A 20,849-nucleotide genomic window follows, 5' to 3' on the forward strand; every position below is an offset into this window, starting at 1 on the left:
TCGCGGTCTTGCCCGAACGGGTGGGGCTGATGGTAATGACGTGCTGGGCACCGCCCAGCCACAGTTCGCGGCCCTTGAACTTGCCGATGAGGATGCCTTCTTTCGTGCGTTCCAGCAGGCCGGCTTTCTTCAGGTCGGCCAGCGTGGCGAAGCGGGCGTCGCCGTGGGTGGATGATTTGCCCGCGCCGGAAGCGAAGAGCGACCTGATGAGCGGCCACATGACCGCGCACCAGGCGAGGAAGGACAACCCGCAGCCCAGGCCGATGCCGAGCTTGATGCGCCAGGCATGGGAGTCGTACGGCGGCTGGTCGATGACTTGCGCGTAGCGCCACGCGGTGTGCCATTCCACCGGTGCCTCAATGTCGAGTAACAGGTAAACGAAATAACCGGAAGCAAAGGCCGCGGCGGTTAAAGCGGTAAACGTTACGATGACGGCGACGACCGCCTTCCATGCCTGCATGAGGAACATCCGTTACGTAAGTCGACGGATGCTAGCAATGGCAATGATGAGTTGGCTCTAGAAGAAATCTGAAAAATCCGACGGACTTCTGGCGCGCCGGACGACAGTGTTACGAAGAATCGGAAAATGCGCGAATTTAGAGACAACGCAGATTCGACAAGGTAGGCTGACTTCGTTGCCTGCGCTCCGGTCGTGAAACGCTACGCAGGCAACCATCGCATCGATGCGGTGAGAAGCGCGGCCCGAAGGTGCCTACAGAACACCTCCGGACCGCTAACGTCCAACCAACCTACAGAGTTGATTGACCGCTATGACCATTCTACGGCACTCGCCCGCCCGCCGGTTCCCCACCGTCGAGCCTGTGCCAGCAGGCCTCAGAGACCAAGGTCGGACAGACCCGGATGATCGTCCGGACGGCGGCCCAATGGCCAGTGGAACTTGCGCTCGCTTTCTTTTATCGGAAGATCATTGATGCACGCATAGCGATGGTGCATTTCGCCCGCCTCGTCGAATTCCCAGTTCTCGTTGCCGTAGGAACGGAACCAGCTGCCGCTGTCGTCGTGCCATTCATAGGCGAAGCGCACGGCGATGCGGTTGCCGGTGAAAGCCCAGAGCTCCTTGATCAGCCGGTAGTCGAGTTCGCGCACCCATTTGCGAGTGAGGAACTCGACGATGCAGGCGCGACCGCGAACGAACTCCGAGCGGTTGCGCCACTGGCTGTCGGGCGAGTACGCCAGCGACACTTTTTCCGGCGTGCGGCTGTTCCAGCCGTCCTCGGCAAGGCGAACTTTCTTCGTGGCGGTTTCGAAGGTGAACGGCGGAACGGGGGCGGCCATGGTGATAATTCCTGATCCGGGAGCATCAATGTACAAGCCGCCGCGGACGGCGGCTTGCCACATCCTACCGCGTCCCTTTTTCGTCCCTGATCCATACGGGTGCCGGATCGGCCGGACCGTCGACCTGGAACAGGTGACGATGCCGTGCCGGATGCGCACGCAGGTACTGCTTCGGCGGACGCACGGTCCCGCCCAGCTTCTCCGCAGCGTGCCATGGCCAGCGCGGGTCGTAGAGGATCGTGCGAGCCAGGGCCACAATGTCCGCATCGCCGTTGGCGATGATCGCTTCCGCGTGTTCCGGGTCCGTGATGAGGCCCACCGCGACCACCGGGATCGACACGGCCTGCTTCACGCTGCGCGCGAAGGGCACCTGGTATCCAGGGCCCGCCGCTATCCGCTGGGCATGGTGCAGGCCCCCCGTCGATACATGGATCGCGTCGCAGCCATGGACTTCCAATGCCCTGGCGAAGGCGATCGTCTGCTCGAGGTCCCAGCCGTCTTCCACCGAATCGGTGGCCGAGACGCGCATTGTCACCGCACGGTCGGCCGGGAAAGCCGCGCGCACCGCGTCGAACACCTCAAGCGGGAAACGCATGCGGTTCTCCAGCGAGCCGCCGTATTCGTCGCTGCGCTGGTTCGAAAGCGGCGAGAGGAACTGGTGCAGCAGGTACCCGTGGGCGCCGTGCAACTGGACGAAATCGAGGCCAAGCCGTGCCGCGCGGCGCGCGGCGTCGGCGAAGGCGTCGCGAATGCGCCGAAGCCCGGCATGATCGAGAGCCACCGGCGCATTTTCCTGCGGATGGTACGGGATCGCCGAAGGCGCCACGGTCTGCCAACCGTGCTCATGCCCCGGGGGCAGCTGGGCACCGCCGGCCCAGGGAACTTCCGTCGACGCCTTGCGGCCGGCATGTCCCAACTGGATGCCGATGCCCATATCGGACCATCGACGGACGCTTTCCAGCGTCTGCCGCATGGCTTCTTCCGTGGCGTCGTCGTACAAGCCCACGTCGGCCCATGTGATGCGACCCTCTGGCAACACGGCGGTCGCCTCGATGGTGAGCAGCGCGGCCCCCGACATGGCCAGTTGGCCCAGGTGAATCGTGTGCCAGTCGGTCATCTGGCCGTCCACAGCCGAGTACTGGCACATGGGTGCGATGACGATCCGGTTCGGCAACTCGAGGTCATGAACGCGGATCGGTTGGAAGAGCGCTGGATGCGCCATAGCATGTGCTCCTGGATGCGTTGCTTATCAGAATGCACATGGTGGCGCTGGAAGAATTGGCAATCCCTCTCGTGGGGGAACCCCCTGAAACCGCTGGCGCCCGAGCAGCAAGACGCGACATCCTGCTCGGCAACGGATTTGGCAACCCCACCGCGGGGGATGCCCGAGCGCCATGGTGCACGTCATCATCCCGTGCCTCATCTTCTTACGCGGGCTCCTGACGATATGACCTTCTTTTTCCTCGGATTCACCGTGTTCGCGGTCGTCTGCCGCATCGCCAGCCTGGCGGTATCCCTGCGTCACGAAGCCGCGCTGAAGCGCGCCGGGGGAGTCGAGTACGGCGCGCTCAACAGTAACCTCCTCGCCCTGTGCCACGTCCTCTTCTACGCGGCCGCGATCTGGGAGGGGTGGTCACGCGGTCCGGAACTCGACGCCGTCGCGGGCATCGGCATCGCCCTTTACCTTCTCGCGCTGTTCTTCCTGCTTTACGTCATCCGTCTGCTCGGCCGCCTATGGACGGTGAAGCTGATCATTGCACCCGACCACGAACTGGTGACGCACCCCTTGTTCCGTGTGGTGCGCCATCCGAACTACTTCCTGAACATCATCCCCGAACTGATCGGCCTCACCCTGGCCCTGCATAGCTATAGAACCTTGGCCATCGGCTTGCCGATCTATCTGCTGCCACTCATCGTTCGGATCGTTCAGGAAGAGAAGACCATGCGGGCAAGGTTCGGCTGATCTATCCAGGCCGTCGACGATCCGGATAGATCAGCCGTCCTTGCCCAGCCCGGTCTGCTGCAGGAGGATCAGCAGCGCGCTGTCGATCCAGCGCCGCCCGATGCTTTCCCTGCGTCCTTCCATGTGCACCGTGGCCAGGTCCTCCGCGGTCACCGGACCGCGAGGACCATCGCCTTCCACCCGCACGCGATACCAGACCGATGCAGGACGCAGGTCCTTGGCGGGTGCGGTCGGATTCAGTGGAATCGGGCCGCCGTGGTTCTTCGCCAGCATCAGGCTGGGGAGGTGTTCCAGCGCACCGTTGTCCACCGCGACGACACGACCGTGCATCGGGTTCCAGCGGCCGTGTGGATAGACGGTGGCCTCGGTACCGGGAACCAGGCGCGCGCGGTCGGCTTCCGACACCAGTACTTCCGCCCGCCAGCGGTTCCCACCCACGATCGTCGCGATACGCGAGCCGGGCGAAACCCAGTTACCGGCTTGCAAGGTCGTATCCACATCGCGAACGACGCCCTCCCCGGCCGAAACCAGGCGCAGGCGATGCAGCTCGGCCGCGCTGGCACGCTGCTGCACGTCGTACTGGTCGGCCATGCGTTCGGCCACGACCTGCTTGGCCACGCCGTCGCGATCCAGGGCCACGGCACCGCGGGCGGTGGACTCGTAGGCTTCGCGCAGCGCGTCCGCTTTCGCGCTCTCGTCTTTCGGTGCCGGCGCGGAAAGTTCGAACAGCATCTGTCCAGGCTTTACGTGCTCGCCGTCGCTGACGCCCACGCGCTCCAGGCGCGCCGCATACGGCGTGAACACCGGCTGTTCGAATCCTGCTTCCACGATGCCGTCGGCGGTGATGCCTGACGACCACGGCACCAGGAAGATCACGGCGAGGATGCCCAGCAGGATGAGCCAGCGGCTGAGGATGGAGCGGCGGATCTCCGCGCGGCGGGCCCACCATACCCGTACTTCGTAGAGCATCGGTTTCACCACGAACGTGACGATTTCCACCAGGAAAAGAATGAGGCCAAGCGTCTTGAAAAACGCGTGGTAGACGACGACGGCGATACCCACGAAAAGGGTCAGCCGATAAAGCCATGTGAAGAACGCGAAGCCGGTCAGGAATCCTGCGAATCGTGGCGACACCGCATCCGGTCGCGGATCCTCGATGCCGAGCAGCGTGTGCCGCACCCACCGCTTTGCCCAACGCCCGGCACGCTCGTGCAGGCCTGGGTAATCCAGCGCATCGGCGACGATGAAGTACCCATCGAAGCGCATGAAGGGACTGGCGTTCACCGCCACGGTCAACACCCATGCGGTGGTGCCGAGGAAGAACAAGGCGTTCTTGAAGTTGCCTTCCGGCGCGAACGACCAGAGCAGCGTGCACCATGCCGCCAGCACCAGTTCGGCCATGACGCCGGCGGACGCGATGGCGAGTCGGCGGCGCGAGCCTTCCAGCTTCCAGCTTTCGCCGGTATCGGTGTACGCCATCGGCAGCATCACGAGCAATGCCACGCCCATGTGACCCACACGTACGCCGAACCGGGTGGCCATGAACGCGTGCCCGAACTCATGCCAACACTTGGAAAACACCAGTGCGCCCGCGAAGGCGACCACGCCATTCCAACTCATCGCACCGCGCAGATTGGCCTGCACGGTGTCCCACTGGCGTGCCGCCAGGAGAAGGCCGAGCACTGCGGCCAGCAAGGTAGCGACGAGGAACCTCATGCCGAACATCCACTGCACGTAAGGCAGCGCGCGGCGCAGGAATCGCTCTGGCCGTATGAGCGGGATGCGAATGAACAGGTAGTTCTGCAATAGCCAGTGCAGTACCGAGCCCGGGCGCTTGGGCATGGCGGCACGGGTAAGCTGCTGTTGCTGCAGGAAACGGGCGAAGTCCAGCACGTCCTCGGCCTCGGGAGCCAGCGTGGTACTGGCCGCGATCGCCTCGGCGATGCGCGCCGGATCGCACAGCGCCCAATGCTGCAGTATCTCGAACTCCAGCCAGCCGATGCGGAAGAACTGGTTACGCACGGGATCGGACACGTGCCAGGCCGGCGACCCGTCACGGTTACGTCCCACGGGATGGATCTTCAGCTCGTCGCGCAACGCCGGCCACGGTGGCGCGGCGGCGGGCATCGCCCCCATGGCTATCGCCGCGGACATCGTCAGATTCCGGACCAGGCGCGCACGGTCGCGAGCGGCCGGCGCAGCATGAGGTAACCGAGCACGCTCCAGCGGCCGGACACGCGCGCCGTACCCTGCAGTCCGATGCGGGCCTCTGGCGGCGCGCCGTCGATCGTACCGCGCAGCACATAGCTCGCCACGCCATTGGGCGCTTCCACGGGCTGGTAACCGGCGTAGTCGAGCCGCGCCGCGAGCGGCGAGAGCGGCGCGACTTTCAGGAATACCGTCATCGGCGCACCCGGCGCGAGGTTTGTTGCTTCACCCACCGGTGCCCACGCACGCACACCAAGCGCATGCGGATCGGCCAGAAGACCGATGCGCTCGCCCGTCTGCACGGGACGTCCGCCCCAGTCGTCAGGGTCGGAATAGACGAAGATGCCGTCGGCCGGCGCCCGGATGGCAAGCTTGTCCACCTCGCGCTGCAAGGACACGACGTCCACCTGGCGTTCGCGCCACTTGCCTTCCGCCATGCCCAGGTCGGCCTTGGCATTCTGGCTTTCGATGGCCTGCTGCGCGGCCTGATGCATCTCCACGCTGGCCGTCGCGAGCTCGGCCTGGGCCACCGCGAGGTGGTTGCGCAACGTGGTGTCGTCGAGCTCGGCCAGCACCTGGCCTGCCTTCACCGGCGTGTTGGGCAGCACCGTCATGCGATGGATCACGCCTTCGCGCGGCGACGCGATCACCTGGCTGCGCGTGGAAATGATCTCCGTGGGTACGAGCGTGTATTCGCGCACGGGAACCAGCAAGACGAGGAGCAGAGCCGCCAACACATAGCGCAGCCGGCGGCCGCTGCCGGCCTTTCGCCACCAGCGCTGCCAACGCGTGGGCCGGGCGACGAGCGACCACCATGCGTAGCCGTAAAGACTGGACAGCTGCAGCAGCGCGTACTCGGCGCTTTCGGGAACCAGGCTCGTCGGCCATGTGTGGTCGCGGGCAAGGAAGAGCAAGGCACCGATCACCTGGTCGGGGCCCACCAGCGGAAGGACCCAGACGTGCGCGGGCAGCCATTCGCCCCATTCCGCGGCAAGCTCGTCACCGAGCATCTCCGGCGAGAGCGGAAGCACGCGCGCCGTCGCGGGAAGCCCTGCGCAACGCTCGGCGATACGGCGTGCCACGGCGACGAGCCACAGGGCATACGGGGTATTCGGATCCGGATCGGCAAGGCCGGAATGTGCCGTGAGCTTCGGGCCTCGCACCTGGGACAACGTCATCAGAGCGGCCTGCCGGTAATCCACCAGCAGGCGTGTCTCATTGCACGCGACGAAACCGAGCTCGGCGGCCGTCGTGGCGGCTTCCACGCGTGCGGCCAGCGCATAGAATCGCGACGACGCGGTCGCGACGCGGGTATCCGGAGCATTCATCGGTTCAGCCCTTTCCGCCACTCTTCGCAGGCGAGGCGCGGCCGCTCATGCCGGGCAGCACGCGGCTGGTATCGCCGAGGAAGTCGGCCTCGATCTCGATGGTCTGGCTCACGGCGTCCACGCGACCGCTGAGGCGCGTCACGGTCAGCACGTAATGCTCGCCCGTTTCGTCCACGCTGGCGTCGAGGTGCGACCCGGGCCGCAACCAGGCGATCCAGTGGGAGGGCACGTTGAGCCGGGCCTTGGGCGTGCCCGTGCCGACGAGATCGATGACCGGCGCGCCGGGAGCGACACCCTGCCCCTCCTTCACGTGCACTCGGGCGACACGGCCATTGAACGGCGCGACGAAGCGGCACTGGGCCATCTGTGCATCGAAGATGCGCATCTGGCTACGCGTGCGGTTCACGTCGGCAGCGGTCAGCTCCACTTCGAGCGCGGCAGCCGACTGCAGGCCTTGCAGCTTGGCCTTGGCCTCGTAACGCAGCTGTGCCGCTTTGTACTCGGCATCGGCCGCGTCGCGCTTGGCGTCGAGGTCGCTGCAATCGAGCGAGACCAGCACCTTGCCCTTGGCCACGCTGTCGCCCAGCTGCGCGTAAACACGCGCAACGCGTCCGCCGGCTACCGCGGAAAGCGGTGCCTCGCGATCGGCCACAACGAGGAACCGCACGGGAGCCTGCGCTTCCGTCGCAGGAGACGACTGGCCCTGCGCGGATCCCGCCAGCCCCAGGAAAAGCAGGCCGGCCATACCCATTACCTTCCTCATGCTCATGGCTGGCTGGCAGCCGCCGTCTCGGGTGCAATGACCAGCTGGCGCACTTCGCTCATCACGGACAACGTCGCGGCCTCGGCCAGCGCCGCGACCGCACGCGTGGTGACCTCGTCGGGCAGGTAGCTGCGATAACTCTGCGTCATCAGGCGCTTGCCGTCGCGGTCCTGCACGGTCACGTCCCATTGCGCGCGGGTGGCGGTCTTGCTGGGCACGCTGCTGAAGTGCAGTTCCACGGCCAACGCATCGTTGCCCTGGCCAAGCGACAACTGGTTACCGGTCATGACCTTGCCGATGGCGGCACGCACCGCACCGCCATCCACGCGCGCCGGCAGGCCGGTCACACTGAGCTGGATCGGACGATCCAGTTCGACGGTGTCGGCAGACTGGGTGAACACCTGCTTCTCGCCACCGGCGAGGCTGGTCTGGATAGCGCGCGAAAGGGCTGGCAGATCCGTTCCCGCTACCTGTTCCGGCATCAGGTCGATGCCGACCGAGTTCAGCACGCGGCCATACGCCGACTGCGCCGCGGCATACGACGAAGCCTCCTGGAAGCGCGAAACCATGGAGCGGGCCTGCGTGCGCAGGGTCTCCAGTTCGCTGGTGAGCTGGTTGCTGGAACCGGCGCGCGCCACGCTGGCCAGGCGCTGGTCCACGCGGGCCGATTCGTCGGCAAGCTGGTGGTCGTACACGGCGAGCTTGTAGCGCTCGACCGAAACGCGAACCTGCGTAAGCACGGCCATGCTCAGCGCCATGCGGCGTGCATCGTCCACATCCATCCGCGCCTTGTTGGTGCGCTTGATGGCCGGGATGCCCGCAAGGCGGAACAGGTTCATCGACATGCTGACGCCACCCTGGGCCCAGCTTTCGTTGTACACGTACTTGTTCGAGTCGTAGCCACCACCGCCGAACAGGTTGAGGTTGGGGAACAGCGCCGCGATCTGCTTCTTGGTCTCGATCGCGTCGATGCGTGCCTTGTAATCCTCTTCACGAAGCTCGGGGCGCTGTTCGAGGGCCGTCTGCTCGAGCTGGTCGAGGTTCGACGGCACCTGCGACAGGCTGGTTTCCTTCGCGTCGGCAAGCGTGAAGTCGGTGCCCGGAGCGAGGTTCATCAGCGCGGCGAGTTCGCGCTTGGCCAATTCCATTTCCTGGCGCTTTTCGGTCACCAGGGTCATCGCGTCGAGCAGGGCCCGCTGGTATTCCAGGCCCTCCACCGGCGGGAGCACGCCGGCGCGTTCCGCCTGGCGGGTCTTCTCCAGCGCGGCCTGGATGTTGCCGGCCAGCACCTGGGTTTCACCGAGCAGGCGTTGGGCACCCAGAGCGCGCCAGTAAGCGTCGCGCACATCCTGCACGATGTTCTGCAACACCTTGCGGCGACGTTCGTCGGTGGTGTTGACGTCGTCGGCCTGCTGCTTGGCCCGGTAGTAGCTCAGGCCGAAGTCCAGCACGTCCCACGACAACGTCGCGTCGGCGAGGGAGTGCACGCGCTCCTCGGAGGTAGAGGGGCGCAGGCTCACGACGCGGTCCTGGATGCCGATGCTGGTGCCGCCCGAATCGTTGCTGCGCCAACGGTAGCCGGCATCGGTCATGAGCTTCGGCAGCATGTCCAGTTCGGACACATCGAGGAGTCCGCGCGACAGTGCCGTTTCCATCAGCTTGAGGCGATAGTCGAGGTTGTACTTGAGCGAACGCGCCATCACGTCGGAAAGCGTCAGGGCTCCCGTGACCGGCTCCTGGCCCTTGTACATCGCCTGCTGGTCGTTACGCACGCGCGTGGCGACCTCGTCGTGCGTAAGCGGCTTGGGCTTTACCGCGCCGCAGCCGGTAAGGAACACGGCGAGGGCCAGCGAGGCGACAAGGGGTACGGGGCGCAGCGCGGACTTCGGCATGGCGGTCTTCATGGCTGTTGAATGGAGCATGGAGGATTTGTTCCGATTAATGGCGTGACGGAGTGGCGGCGGGCGCGGAGGCCAGCGGTACGGCGCCGGCCTTGGCCATGGCCGCGATCTGTGCCGTGAGCGACGGCGCACCGGTTGGCGTGGAAGCAGGCGAAGGCACCACTGTCACGAAAATCGGTTCGTGTACTGCTGCGGGAGCGGTGTGCGGCGCAGCCTCTCCACGATGTGCCCCATGCGCCCGTTCATGGCGTTCGCCGCCATGCTCGTTGGCGGCTTCCTCGCGGTCACGGATGTGCTTTAGCGAGAACGGCGAGAAGTCGTCCCAGAGCGGGCTGGAGGCCAGGCCGAAGTCGTTCACGGCAACGCGTGAACGGCCGTTTGCTTCCGCGAGCAACTCGTGCGAGAAGCCCACGCCATCGTTCAGCACGAACTGGCTGTTCTCCGGGTCCTGCGGAATGTCCCCGAGGCCGGCGAGGTCGAGGCGGCCGGTTACCCACTGGCTCTGCCAGCGCAAGGTATCGCCCTGCGACCGGTTCACCTCCGGGAGCACGAACAGCGCCGGCTCGTAACCCTGGCGGATGTCGTGCACGCTGAAGTCGTAGGCCACCGGGAAGAACTGGTCACCCGATCGCGCCTGCATCGGCGGTGTCGTGCCGTGGATGGTGATGGTCAGCTTCGCTTCGCTGATGTCGCCGTCCGCATCCGTGATGGTGTAGACGAACGTTTCCGTGAGCGTGCGGCTGGCATCCAGCGCGCTCACCTTCGGATTGTTCGTGTCCAGCTGGTAGCTGTACGTACCGTCCGCGTTGAGGATCAGCGTACCGAACTCGCCCTGGCTACCGCCACCGATGGTGCCGCCTTGCCCCGTATTCGCGGAACTGACGCCGGTCAGCGGACCGCCGTGGGCGGCGCCGTCGGAACCGATGCGGTCGGAACCGTCGTGCGAACCATCCGTGCCGGTAAAGACATTGCCGCCCGCGGAGGTCTGGCCGCCATCCTGCACGATGGTGGCGCTGTCGTCGTGGGCGCTCGGGACATCGTTGGCGATGTCGACGAGCAGCGACCCGGTCGAGCTGCCGCCGCCGGCGTCGCGCACGGTCAGGCCGATCGTGTCGATGCTGTCCTTGCCCGCCGGCTGTGACACCGGATGACCCAGCGTGTACGTGTAGCTCAGCGTGCCGGCCGTGGGCACTCCCCCAACCGTCGAGGTCGGGTCGAAACCGGTCAGCACCAGTGTGCCGTCCGGCGTATGGATGGTGACTGGCGAACCCTTCGACAGCGCATCGAGTTGCGCCGTGGTGAGCGTGGTGCCGCCGACGGTGACGCTGACCAGGCCGTCGTCGGCGGTAACGCCGATCGAACCCTTGGTGACCTGCGATCCATCGTGGTCCGTGAGGCCCGATTCGCGCACCGTGGCATGGCCGTCCGCGCCGCCGTTGCCGTCCGCCGGCACGATGGTCGGGCCGCCGTCCGTATGGCCGTGGATGGTAATGGTCAGCGTCGTGCTGCTGGTGTCGCCATCGGCATCGGTGATCGTATAGGTGTAAACCTCGGTCAGCGTCTCACCGTTCTTCAATGCGTTGATCGCAGGATTGGCGTTGTCGACCAGATAGCTGTAGCTGCCGTCGGCGTTAAGCGTGAGCGAGCCGTACTGGCCGGCCACGCCGCTGCCGACGTGACCACTGACCGTGCCACCCGTGTCGCCCGCGGCTACTCCGGTAACCGGCGAGGGCGTGCCGTCCGCGCCGACACGGTCGGACACATCGCCCGCCGCACCGCCGACGACGACGTTCCCCGTGAGCGCCGAACCATCCTCGTTCACATCGCCCCTATCCGCATGTGCGGCCGGGGCATCGTCGACGATGTCTACGACGAGCGTGCCGTCCACCTTGCCGCCACCGGCGTCCGTGACCGTAAGCACGATATCGTCGTGGCTGTGCGTGTCGCCAGGCTGCGGCACCGCATGATCGAGCGTGTAGGTGTAGCTCAGCGTGCCGGCAACCGGCACGCCACCGACCGTGGCGGTCGGATTGAAACCGGTCAGCACCAGCGTGCCGTCCGGCGTGTGGATGGTGATCGGCGAACCACTGGACAGGCCGTCAAGGTCCGTCAGATCCAGCGTCGTACCGCCCACCGTGATGCTCGCCAGGCCATCGTCTGCCGTGAGATCGATCGTGCCGGTCGTGACCTGCGAACCGTCATGATCCACCAGGCCGGGTTCGTGCACGGTGGCGTGACCGTCGGCGCCCGCGTTGCCGTCCACCGGAGAGACCGTCGGCGCACCGTCGGTATGGCCGTGGATGGTGATGGTCAGCGTCGTTGTGCTGGTGTCGCCGTCGGCATCGGTGATCGTGTAGGTATACACGTCCGTGACCGACTGCCCGTCACGCAGGGCGTTGATCGCGGGGTTGTTATCGTCGAAGACGTAGCCGTAGCTGCCGTCCGCATTGAGTGTCAGCGTGCCGTACTGTCCCTGGACACCCGCACCCACCTGCCCGCTTGCCGTGCCGCCGGTGTCACCGGCTGAAACGCCGGTGACACCGGTCGGCGAATCGGCGCCGACGCGATCGGCGACATCGTTCAGACCCAGGCCCGTGATGACGTTGCCGGAAGCGCCCGAACCGTCCTCGAATGCATCCGCCGCGTCCGCATGCGCCGTGGGCGCATCGTTGACGATGTCGATCACGAGGTCGCCGGCCGCGGTACCGCCGCCGGCGTCGGTGACCGACAAGTCGAACGTATCCGTGCTATGGCTGCGATCGCCGGTCGTCTGGCTCAACGCCGCAGTGAGCGTATAGGTGTACGAAAGAACGCCGTGCGTCGGTACGCCGCCGACGAAATCGCTCGGCACGAAGCCCGTCAGCTCGAGCCTGCCGTCCGGCGTATCGATGAAGACCGGCGTGGTGGCCAGCGATGCGAGCTGCGCCGCCGTCACGAGCTCGCCATTCACGGAGATCGAAACCAGGCCATCCGGCGCCGTGATGTCGACGGTATCCGAGACGTCGGCGCTGTGTCCCAGCGGGTCTGCCGTAAGGCCGGATTCCCAGACCGTGGCGTGCCCGTCGGTGACGGCGCCGTTGCCGGCACCGTTGCCGTCATGTGCAACGATGGACGGACCGCCATCGGTGTTGCCGTGGATGGTGACCGTCAGCGTCGTGGTGCTGGTGTCGCCGTCCGCGTCGGTGATCGTATAGGTGAAGACATCGGCGATCGACTCGCCATTCTTCAGCCGGTTGACGGCGGCATCGTCGTTATCGACGGTATAGCTATAGCTGCCGTCGGCGTTCAGGGTCAGCGTGCCATGAGCGCCCATGATGGGCCCCCCGATGTTGCCGCTGGCCGCGCTGCCGCCCGCGTCGCCCTTCACAACGCCGGTGACGGTCGTCGGCGAGTCGGCACCGACGCGATCGACGACGTCCCTGCTCCCGCCGCCCGCGATGACGTTGCCTGTGGAAGGATCCGATGAATCCTCGCTCGCATCGGCGCCGTCGGCGTGCGCGACCGGCGCGTCGTTGACGATGTTGATGATCAGGCTGCCGGGGTTCGTACCGCCGCCGGCATCGTTGACCGTGAGATCGATGGCCTCGGTCGTGTGGTCCAGGGGCGCATTGCCGGCGTCCTTCTGGATCAGCGGTCCATCCAGCGTGTAGCTATAGGACAAGGTGCCCGACGTGGGCACACCACCCACTGTCACGTCCGGTGTGAAGCCCTTCAGGACCAGCGTGCCATCCGGCGTGTCGATCGTGATCTCGCGACCGGGGCCCAGGTTGGCAAGATCCGCCAGGTTGAGCGTAACCCCGCCGACCATGATGCTATCGAGGCCATCGGGTGCCTGGATGTCGATCGTGCCGTCCACGGTCTCGGTGTCGTCACCCGCATCGACCAGACCAGACTCGTGCACCGTGGCGTGGCCTTCGGCGCCGCCATTGTCGTCGACTCCTCCGATCGCCGGTGCACCGTCGGTCTTGCCGTGGATGGTGATGGTCAGCGTCGTGGTGCTGGTGTCGCCATCAGCATCGGTGATGGTGTACGTGAAGACTTCGTCGGTCAGCGACTGGGTGTCCCTCAGCGCGTTGACCACCGGATTCGTGTCGTCCAGCACATAGGTGTAGCTGCCGTCGGCATTGAGCGTGAGCTTGCCGTATTTTCCGTCGATGGCGCTGCCGACATTGCTGGCGGCTGTGCTGCCCGTGTCGCCCTTCGCGACGCCGGTGACGGTGGTGGGGGTGTCCGCGCCGGTTCGATCGGTAACGTCCTTCGCACCGCTGCCTGTGATGACGTTGCCGGTCGCCGGGTCATTGGCATTTTCGGTGACGTCGCTCTTGTCCGCGTTGGCGGTGGGCACGTCGTCGATGATGCTGACGATCAGGCTGCCTGGATCGCTTTTACCGCCGCCAGCATCGTTGACGACCAGGCTGATCGTTTCGGTGCTGCCGATGTCCGTGCTACCGCTGTGCGTGAGCGCGCCATCGAGCGTATAGGTATACGTCAGGGTGCCGCCCAGCGGCACGCCGCCGACGCTTCCGGAAGGCAACCAGCCAGTGATCACCAGTGTGCCTTCGGGCGTATCGATGGTCCTGGGCGTGCCACCCGCGATCGCGCCGAGCGCCGTGAGATCCAGCGTAACGCCGCCCACTTCGACGCTGGTAAGGCCGTCGTCCGCCGTGACGTCGATCGTCCCGGTGGCGCTCTGCTTCCCGTCATGGTCGGCGAGGCCAGACTCATGGACGGTCACATGGCCATCGGCACCGCCGTTGCCGTCCGCCGCCTGGACGGTGGGGTCGCTGTCCGTGTGGCCGTCGATGGTAACCGTCAGCGTGGTCGTGCTGACGTCGCCGTCCGCGTCGGTGATCGTATAGGTGAACACGTCGGTGGTCGACTGGCCGTCCTTCAACGCGTTCACGGCCTTGTCGTTGTCATTGACAAGATAGCTATAGCTGCCGTCGGCGTTGAGCGTAAGCGTGCCGTGCAAACCAACGACATCGCCGCCGACGTTACCTGCGGCCGGCATACCGGTGTTGCCCGCGACCACGCCAGTGACTGCTTCGGCGGGGCTGTCCGCACCCACGTGGTCGTTGGCCAGGACATTGCCCGTGCCCGGCGCACCGGTGTCTTCGGTAGCGGAACCCGTATCGGCCTGGGTCGTCGGGGCGTCGTCGACGATGTCGACGGTGATGCTGCCCTTTTCGGTGAGGCCCTTGCTGTCCAGCGTCGAGATCGAAACAGTGTCGCTGCTGTCGGTGGCGCCCGGCTGGTCGACGGCACCGCTCAACTCGTAGTGATACGTCAGCGTGCCATGGGCATCGTCCGTCGCGGTGTAGCCCGTGATGACCAGGGTGCCGTGGTCCGTTTCGATCGTCCGATCGGCCGGGTCCATGTTCGCGATGTCTTTCAGCTGGTCCAGCGTGAGCGTCACGAAGTGCCCGGCCCCCGCGGTGGGATCGCCGATGGTGATGCTGTCCAACGGATTGACCAGGGCGATGCTCTGCGTGCCGTCCACGCCTTCGCTGCCATCCCCGGCGCTGGTGCCGCCAGGCAGCCCCGCTTCGTGCACCACGGCGCCGCTGTTGATGGTGACGTCGAAGACCAGCGTGGTGACGAGCGCGCTCGACGTGCCGTCGGCGTAGCCGTACTGGTCGTCCTTCGTGTTCGGGTCGTTCGAGGCATTTTGCGCCGCGTCGACGTCCAGCTGACCCTGGTCCGGACGGCTGCCGTGGCTGCCGCCGTCGTCGACCGATACCTGTACCTCGAACGTACCGTTCCAGAGCGTGTTGTTGTCGAGGTCCTCGTGGGCCGGGAACGTCACGCCAACCTTATTGATCGCCGCCTCGACCTGATCGATCGTACCGGTAATGACGATCCTGCCGCCGGTGATCGTGTACGTCGCACCGCCGTAGCTACCCGACGTACCGCCATCCACGTCACTGACGATGAAGCCCGGCGGCAGCGTGATGGTAGCCGTCACGGGAGCCGTGCCGGTATCCGGGTCGGCGAGCGTGATGTGGCCCAACGTGTAGTGGTTCTGTGCGTTCTCATTGCCGACATTGGGCTCGGTGACGCCGATGGCCACCGGGTTGTTCAATGACGACGGGAAGACATCGCGCGAGGCCGACGAGACGTTCCGGTCGAGACCGGACGGGGTGTCGGCATACGGATCCACGGCCGTCGACGGTACGTTCGCGGTGCCGGTGCCGGCGTCGTTCATGCCGCCATTCGCGGCGTTCGAGCCGTCGAGGTCGCCGGTCGCCACGTCGCGCAGGCGATCGTCCGCAATGACCTCGACATGGTAGGCGTCGTCCGCATTGGCCAGGCTGCCGCCGATCGATACCGTGAGCCTCGCGAGGTACGCGTTGATCTGGTCGCGCGTGCCACGGATGACCAGAGCGGCATGGTCGCCGTTGTAGACGGTGTCGACCGTGACACCGGAGGTGCCGTTGCCCGAACCGATCTGGATGCCGGCGTAGGCCGACTGGGCCAGCGCATGACCGTCCGCATCGGTGACACGCACCGTTACCTGCATGAAATCCTGCTCACCGGCGGTGATGCCACCGCCGTCGTCGTAGTCGACATCGCCCACGCTGAAGCCCGGCAACGGCGTGTTGCCGTCGAGGTAAACGGGGCCGCTGGCACCGCCGTTCGAAACGGTTGGCGCATCGTTCACGGGAACGATGTCGAGTGCGATCACGACGTCGGCCGGATTGCTGGCCTGGCTTCCGCTGCCGGTATCGTCGCCGATGCGCGAGCCGGCGTCGTCGAGGCTCATGGTCAGCGACACGTCGCCGGCTGATGCACCGTTGGTATCGTGGTTGACGTTCAGGGCGCTCTTGTACGTGAGGCCGTTCGTGGCGTCGTTGAGCAACGCCTCGATGTCCTCGGCACGGCCGGTAAGGATGAGGTGGCCGGTGTTGTCGCCGGAGATCGTCACGGCCTGGTGGCCAGCACCGCTCGGTGTGAAGCTCGAATCGCTGCCTGCATTACCGATGCCCAGCGTACCGCTGGGCACCGTGAGGGTCACCGTCACCGGTGTGTCGAACGCTGCCGATTCGGGGTCGCTCACGACGAAGCTGCCGCCGATGTGCGTCGGCTGGTCTTCGATCACCTGCACCGGCGAGGCCGGACCGCCGATCGTGGCGGGCTCGTTCACGCTCGATGCGCGCACGAGCACGACCGCCGCGGCAAGGTTGCCGCTGTCGGCCGGCACATCATCGCTGTACCAATCGTAGTTCTTGCCTTCGACCGGGCTCGTGCTGTCGCCCTGGCCGGTGCCGGCGTCGGGCGACTGGTTGACGTCGCCACCGTTGGCCGTTCCGAGGAGGACGCCGCTGGCATCGCGCATGCGGTCGTCCGCGATCACCTGCACCTGGTACTTCGCGTCGAGGTCGCTGCCGAAGGTAACGGTCAGCTTCGCCAGCGCCGCGTTGATCTGCTCACGCGTACCGGTCAGGACGAGGTAGTCGCCCGTGCCGTTCTTGTCGGTATCGACCAGGACACCGCTGGTTCCGTCGATGCCGATGGCCACGCCATCCGCGGTGTACTCGGCCGCGCTGAAGGCGGAGCCATCCGAATTCAGCAGGCGGACCGTGACCTGCATATAGTCGGTCTCGCCACCTCCGACGGTGGCGAGATCCGGATCGTCGATATGGAATCCGGGTACTTCGTTGTGCTGCGGATTTCCGCTGTCGATATCGATCGGACCGGTCGGCGCGGTGACCGTCGGTGCGTCGTTCGTCGGCTTGGTGTAGATCCAGAACGCGTTGCCGGCCTGTTCCTTGTCACCATCCGAAATAGTGAAGCCAAAGGTGTCGTCCGGCGTGCCCGGGTAGTCGACGCCCGTCGACTCCGTACCGTCGTTGAGGTAGTAGATATGGCCCGCGGCCACGTCGGCCTGGGTGAACGACGAGCCCTTGCCGAGGATGTGGAAGTTCACGCCGTCGGTCGAGAACGCGATACTGCCGTGTTCAGGCGCGGACGTGATGACGTACTGCACCTGGACATCGGTGCTGTCCGGGTCGTAGGCCTGCAACATGTTCGTCGTAATCTTCGCGTAGCCGCCTTCGGGCAGCTTCAGCGGTTCGTTCACCGGTGTACCACCGATCTGGTTCGTCGCGTCGGCCGGGATCGTGGGATCGAGCTGAGTCGGATCCTTAGCGATTTCCGGGGCGTCGTTGACGTTGGTGATCTGAATGGTGACGTCGGCGGTCGTCGCCGAATGAAGGTTCCAACGGTCCTTTGCTTCGACGGTAAATGTTGCGGTGCGCACTTCGGAGCCGTTGCTCACGAAGCGCAGGCCGGTGGTAGCCGGATCATTCGTGATGATCGAGGCATCCAGTTCCAGGCCCACTGTCGCCGCCTGCCAGGTATGGCCACCATCGGTGGAATACTCCAGCGTGCCGCCAGGCGGCAGCGTTTCGACGATGAACTTCAGCGCATGGGCGCCGGTGGCGTCGTTGTTGTCCGCGTAGTTCGCGCCGCTTCCGTCCGGAGCCTGGTCGGTGCCTTCCAGATAGCCCTGGCTCGCCGCGTCGTCCGGATCGCCCAGGCCAAGCTGGCCGGTAGTGATGTACGCCGTGTCGCCCTCGTTGATCACGGTATCCGACGAACCCGACACCGTCGGCGCATCGTTCACCGGCCTGATGTAGATGTCGAACGTCGGCGTCCAGCTGTCCGCCACAGGTTGATCGTCCACGATGGTGATCAGGCCGGCGGAAACGGAGAAGCTCGCGGTGACGTGGAAGTTCTCGCTGGCACCGTCGTGCTGGAAGCGGACATGGCCCGCGTTTAGGTCGGCCTGGGTGAAGGTGCCGTAGGTCGAAATATCCTGCCAGACCCCATCCACCTCTTTCTGCAGCTTTCCCGCGGCACTGGTGATACCCGCGTCATTGGTGAAGCCGAGGAAGGTATAGACCACCTGCGACGGATCTACGCCCACTGCGGTGTAACTGAGCCCCGCGGCGCCGCCATCCGTCGTGCCGCTCAGGATGATGGTCCCACCCTCGTTGACCGTACCGCCGGCGGCGTGGCCACCCGGGTCTACGCCGGCGTGCGACGAATCGGTATCCGGCGTGCCCGGATCGTGGTCGACCAAACCGCCGCCGCCGTTGCCGTCCGGCGTCGGCGCAAGATCGATCGTGAAGGTGTAGTCGCGCAGTGTGTCCGTCGGTGCGCCGCCGGTATAGTCGCCGCCGATACGCGTGAAGGTCGAACCGTCCGGGTTCCAGCGCAGCGCCGTGGTGTTGTCCACGACCTGGAAATGGAAGGCGTCCTGCTCGCCCGCGGCGGCCCCCTCTGTCTGCACGTATTGCACGCGGCCAGCGATCACGTCGGCCAGGGTGAAGGTGGCGCCGTCCAGCAGCTTCTCGCCGTTGAGCAGCAGGAAGCCGTGCGTGAGGCCGGTCTGGCTGGTGACGAAGCTGATGTTCTCGTTCGGCGAATCGACGTCGGTCGCGCCGATCATGCCCTGGGTCAAGGTGACGATATAGGTGCCGTCATTGGGCACCGTAGCCGTCTTGGTGCTGCCCACGTCGTCCAGCGCCGGATCGTCGTCCACCGCGTGGATATCGAGGGTGATCGTGCCGTTCGTCGTCTTGACGTCGGCACCGCCGCCCTCGTCCGTGACGCTGACACCGAAGCTGTCGGACGCGACGTGGTCCACGCCGTCGTTGCTGTACGTCAGCAGGTTGCGATCGGCATAGTCGAAGCTCTGTCCGACCGTGACCGCCACGCCGTTGTAATACAGCGTACCGTGCGAAACCAGCGACGTGATCGTGATCGTCAGGTGGCTGTCCTGCGGATCGCCTCCCGTGGTGGCGACGATGTACTGGCCGACGTTCCCGGTTTCCACGGCATTCTGCGGCTGGCCTTCGTAGACCATGCCCTTGCCGTCGAGCGTCGGTGCCTGGTTCACCGGAAGCACGTTCAGTGTGATATGGACCATGTCCGACTGACCGAGCGGCGTCGCGCCGTCGTTCACGCGCGCGGTGAAGCCGTCTGCAGCATCCTGTTGGGCACCCGTGGCGGTATGCACATAAGCCAGCTTGCCGTCGATCACGTCCTGCTGGGTGAACACGGATCCGGCACCAAGGCGGACGCCATCGAGCGTCAGGTACCCGTACTGCGGCAGGCCGGTGACGCTGTAGACGATCTGCGTCGGCGTCTGCGTGTGTGACCCGTCGACTTCGCTATCGACGGCGTGGAGCGTGTCGATGCCGATCACGGTGACGCTCTGGTTGCCCGAGCCGTCGACTTCCTGCACGTCCTTCGTGGCATCGCCCACGGAGACCGGATCGTTTGCGGGCGTGATCGTCACGTCGAGCGAATGAGAAGCCGAAAGGCCCTCGGCGTCCCTGACGGTGACGTCGATCGAGGTTTTCGCCGCGGTGTTGCCAAGCTCCGTGTCCGCCGCAGCGAAGGTGAGCTGGTTCAGCCACTGGTTCGCCTGGGAGCGCGTACCCGTGAAGGTATAAGTGATGCCGCCGTCGCTCGTGGTGCCACCGCTGCCCGAGAGCAGGTTGCCCATCCCTTGGTCGTGCACCTTTGCGGTCACCGTGACCGAATCGCCGCCCACGCCATCGTCGACGATGTTCCAACCGCTGAGCTTTGTGCGATCGGCGCCGGCCGCATTGAGCGAGCTCGGCTCCGACACGGTGATGCCCTTGCTGCTCGTCGTGACGGTCGGCGCGACGAGAAGGCCGTCGTAGTCAAGCGAGAGCGAGCGTGTTTCGACGTGGCCGACCGTGCTTTCCAGCGCCCAGTCGCCGCCGCGAGCGGCCGCGCCCGTGGCGTCGGTGGACGAGGCCACGTCCGCCTGCGTCAGGCGGCCAAGCTGGGTGACCAGCGCGTTATCGTGCTGCGAGACGTCGCAGCCGTAGAGGAGGATGTCGCCATCAGCCGAAAGCGAGGCGCCGATCTGGCCGAGTTGCGTCTTGAACGCGGCGATGTTAGCCGCGGTGACGGTATCGGTACCCAGCGATATCGAGTCGCTCGCACCGTGGCTGATGATGTGGATGGCGCCGATGTCATGCTCGCCCCGCAACGCGTTCGCGATCTGCGACAGGCCCGAGGATTTGCTGTCCAGCACCACCACCTGGCTGTTCTGCGGAAGCTGGGATACCAGCGACTGCCAGTTCGCCACGCTCTGGTCCACCACATAAACCTGGGCAGGTGCCGGCGTGTGGGTCGCAGGTGGCGGCGGTGTCGCAGCTACCTCGCGATGGCCCGGCTGTTCCGTGACGGGGCTCTGGAACCTGCCGGCGTCATGGGCTGCCTGCGCAGGATCGACGTGGTGTGCCGCCTCGACGAGTGCAGCGCCGTCGTACATCTGTCGCGGCTCCAGCGCATAGCGGTGGGCACGTGGACGGAACGGGTTCGATGACTTGGTCCCAGACATGGGT

Annotated in this window: 8 protein-coding genes and 1 pseudogene; 1 reads left to right on the forward strand and 8 read right to left on the reverse strand. The window is 65.7% G+C overall.

What is annotated here, in order from left to right; genetic code table 11:
- The 3 genes and pseudogenes from VGM71_RS00895 to VGM71_RS00905 form a co-directional block, all read right to left on the reverse strand.
- A pseudogene (locus VGM71_RS00895) lies at positions 1-460 on the reverse strand (type IV secretory system conjugative DNA transfer family protein); the annotation flags it as partial.
- Between the two features lie 374 nt (positions 461-834).
- A complete protein-coding gene (locus VGM71_RS00900) occupies positions 835-1,296 on the reverse strand; it encodes a nuclear transport factor 2 family protein (protein ID WP_331541874.1) in 462 nt (153 codons plus the stop codon).
- 64 nt (positions 1,297-1,360) lie between these two features.
- On the reverse strand, positions 1,361-2,518 hold the full coding sequence (locus tag VGM71_RS00905; protein ID WP_331541875.1) for an NADH:flavin oxidoreductase/NADH oxidase: 1,158 nt from the start codon (positions 2,516-2,518) through the stop codon (positions 1,361-1,363).
- Between the two features lie 225 nt (positions 2,519-2,743).
- Between VGM71_RS00905 and VGM71_RS00910 the strand changes: the two genes are divergently transcribed.
- Positions 2,744-3,259 (forward strand): isoprenylcysteine carboxylmethyltransferase family protein, encoded by a 516-nt coding sequence (locus VGM71_RS00910; protein WP_331541876.1) that lies wholly within the window; start codon positions 2,744-2,746, stop codon positions 3,257-3,259.
- Positions 3,260-3,289: 30 nt separating this feature from the next.
- Here VGM71_RS00910 and VGM71_RS00915 read toward each other — a convergent pair whose 3' ends face one another.
- The 5 genes from VGM71_RS00915 to VGM71_RS00935 are packed head-to-tail and all read right to left on the reverse strand — an operon-like array spanning position 3,290 to position 20,845.
- Positions 3,290-5,413, reverse strand: a complete 2,124-nt coding sequence (locus tag VGM71_RS00915; RefSeq protein ID WP_331541877.1) for an HlyD family efflux transporter periplasmic adaptor subunit — start codon at positions 5,411-5,413, stop codon at positions 3,290-3,292.
- Positions 5,414-5,415: 2 nt separating this feature from the next.
- A complete protein-coding gene (locus VGM71_RS00920) occupies positions 5,416-6,795 on the reverse strand; it encodes an efflux RND transporter periplasmic adaptor subunit (RefSeq protein WP_331541878.1) in 1,380 nt (459 codons plus the stop codon).
- Between the two features lie 4 nt (positions 6,796-6,799).
- Positions 6,800-7,540, reverse strand: coding sequence for an efflux RND transporter periplasmic adaptor subunit (locus VGM71_RS00925; RefSeq protein WP_331541879.1), 741 nt, complete (start codon positions 7,538-7,540; stop codon positions 6,800-6,802).
- A 20-nt stretch (positions 7,541-7,560) separates the two neighbouring features.
- Positions 7,561-9,480 carry a TolC family protein gene (locus VGM71_RS00930; RefSeq protein WP_331541880.1) on the reverse strand — a complete coding sequence of 640 codons (1,920 nt, stop codon included), beginning with the start codon at positions 9,478-9,480 and terminating at the stop codon, positions 7,561-7,563.
- Positions 9,481-9,496: 16 nt separating this feature from the next.
- Positions 9,497-20,845 (reverse strand): VCBS domain-containing protein, encoded by an 11,349-nt coding sequence (locus VGM71_RS00935; protein ID WP_331541881.1) that lies wholly within the window; start codon positions 20,843-20,845, stop codon positions 9,497-9,499.
- Positions 20,846-20,849: the final 4 nt, after the last annotated feature.

It is taken from the genome of Luteibacter sp. (genome assembly GCF_036499525.1).
Taxonomy (GTDB): domain Bacteria; phylum Pseudomonadota; class Gammaproteobacteria; order Xanthomonadales; family Rhodanobacteraceae; genus Luteibacter.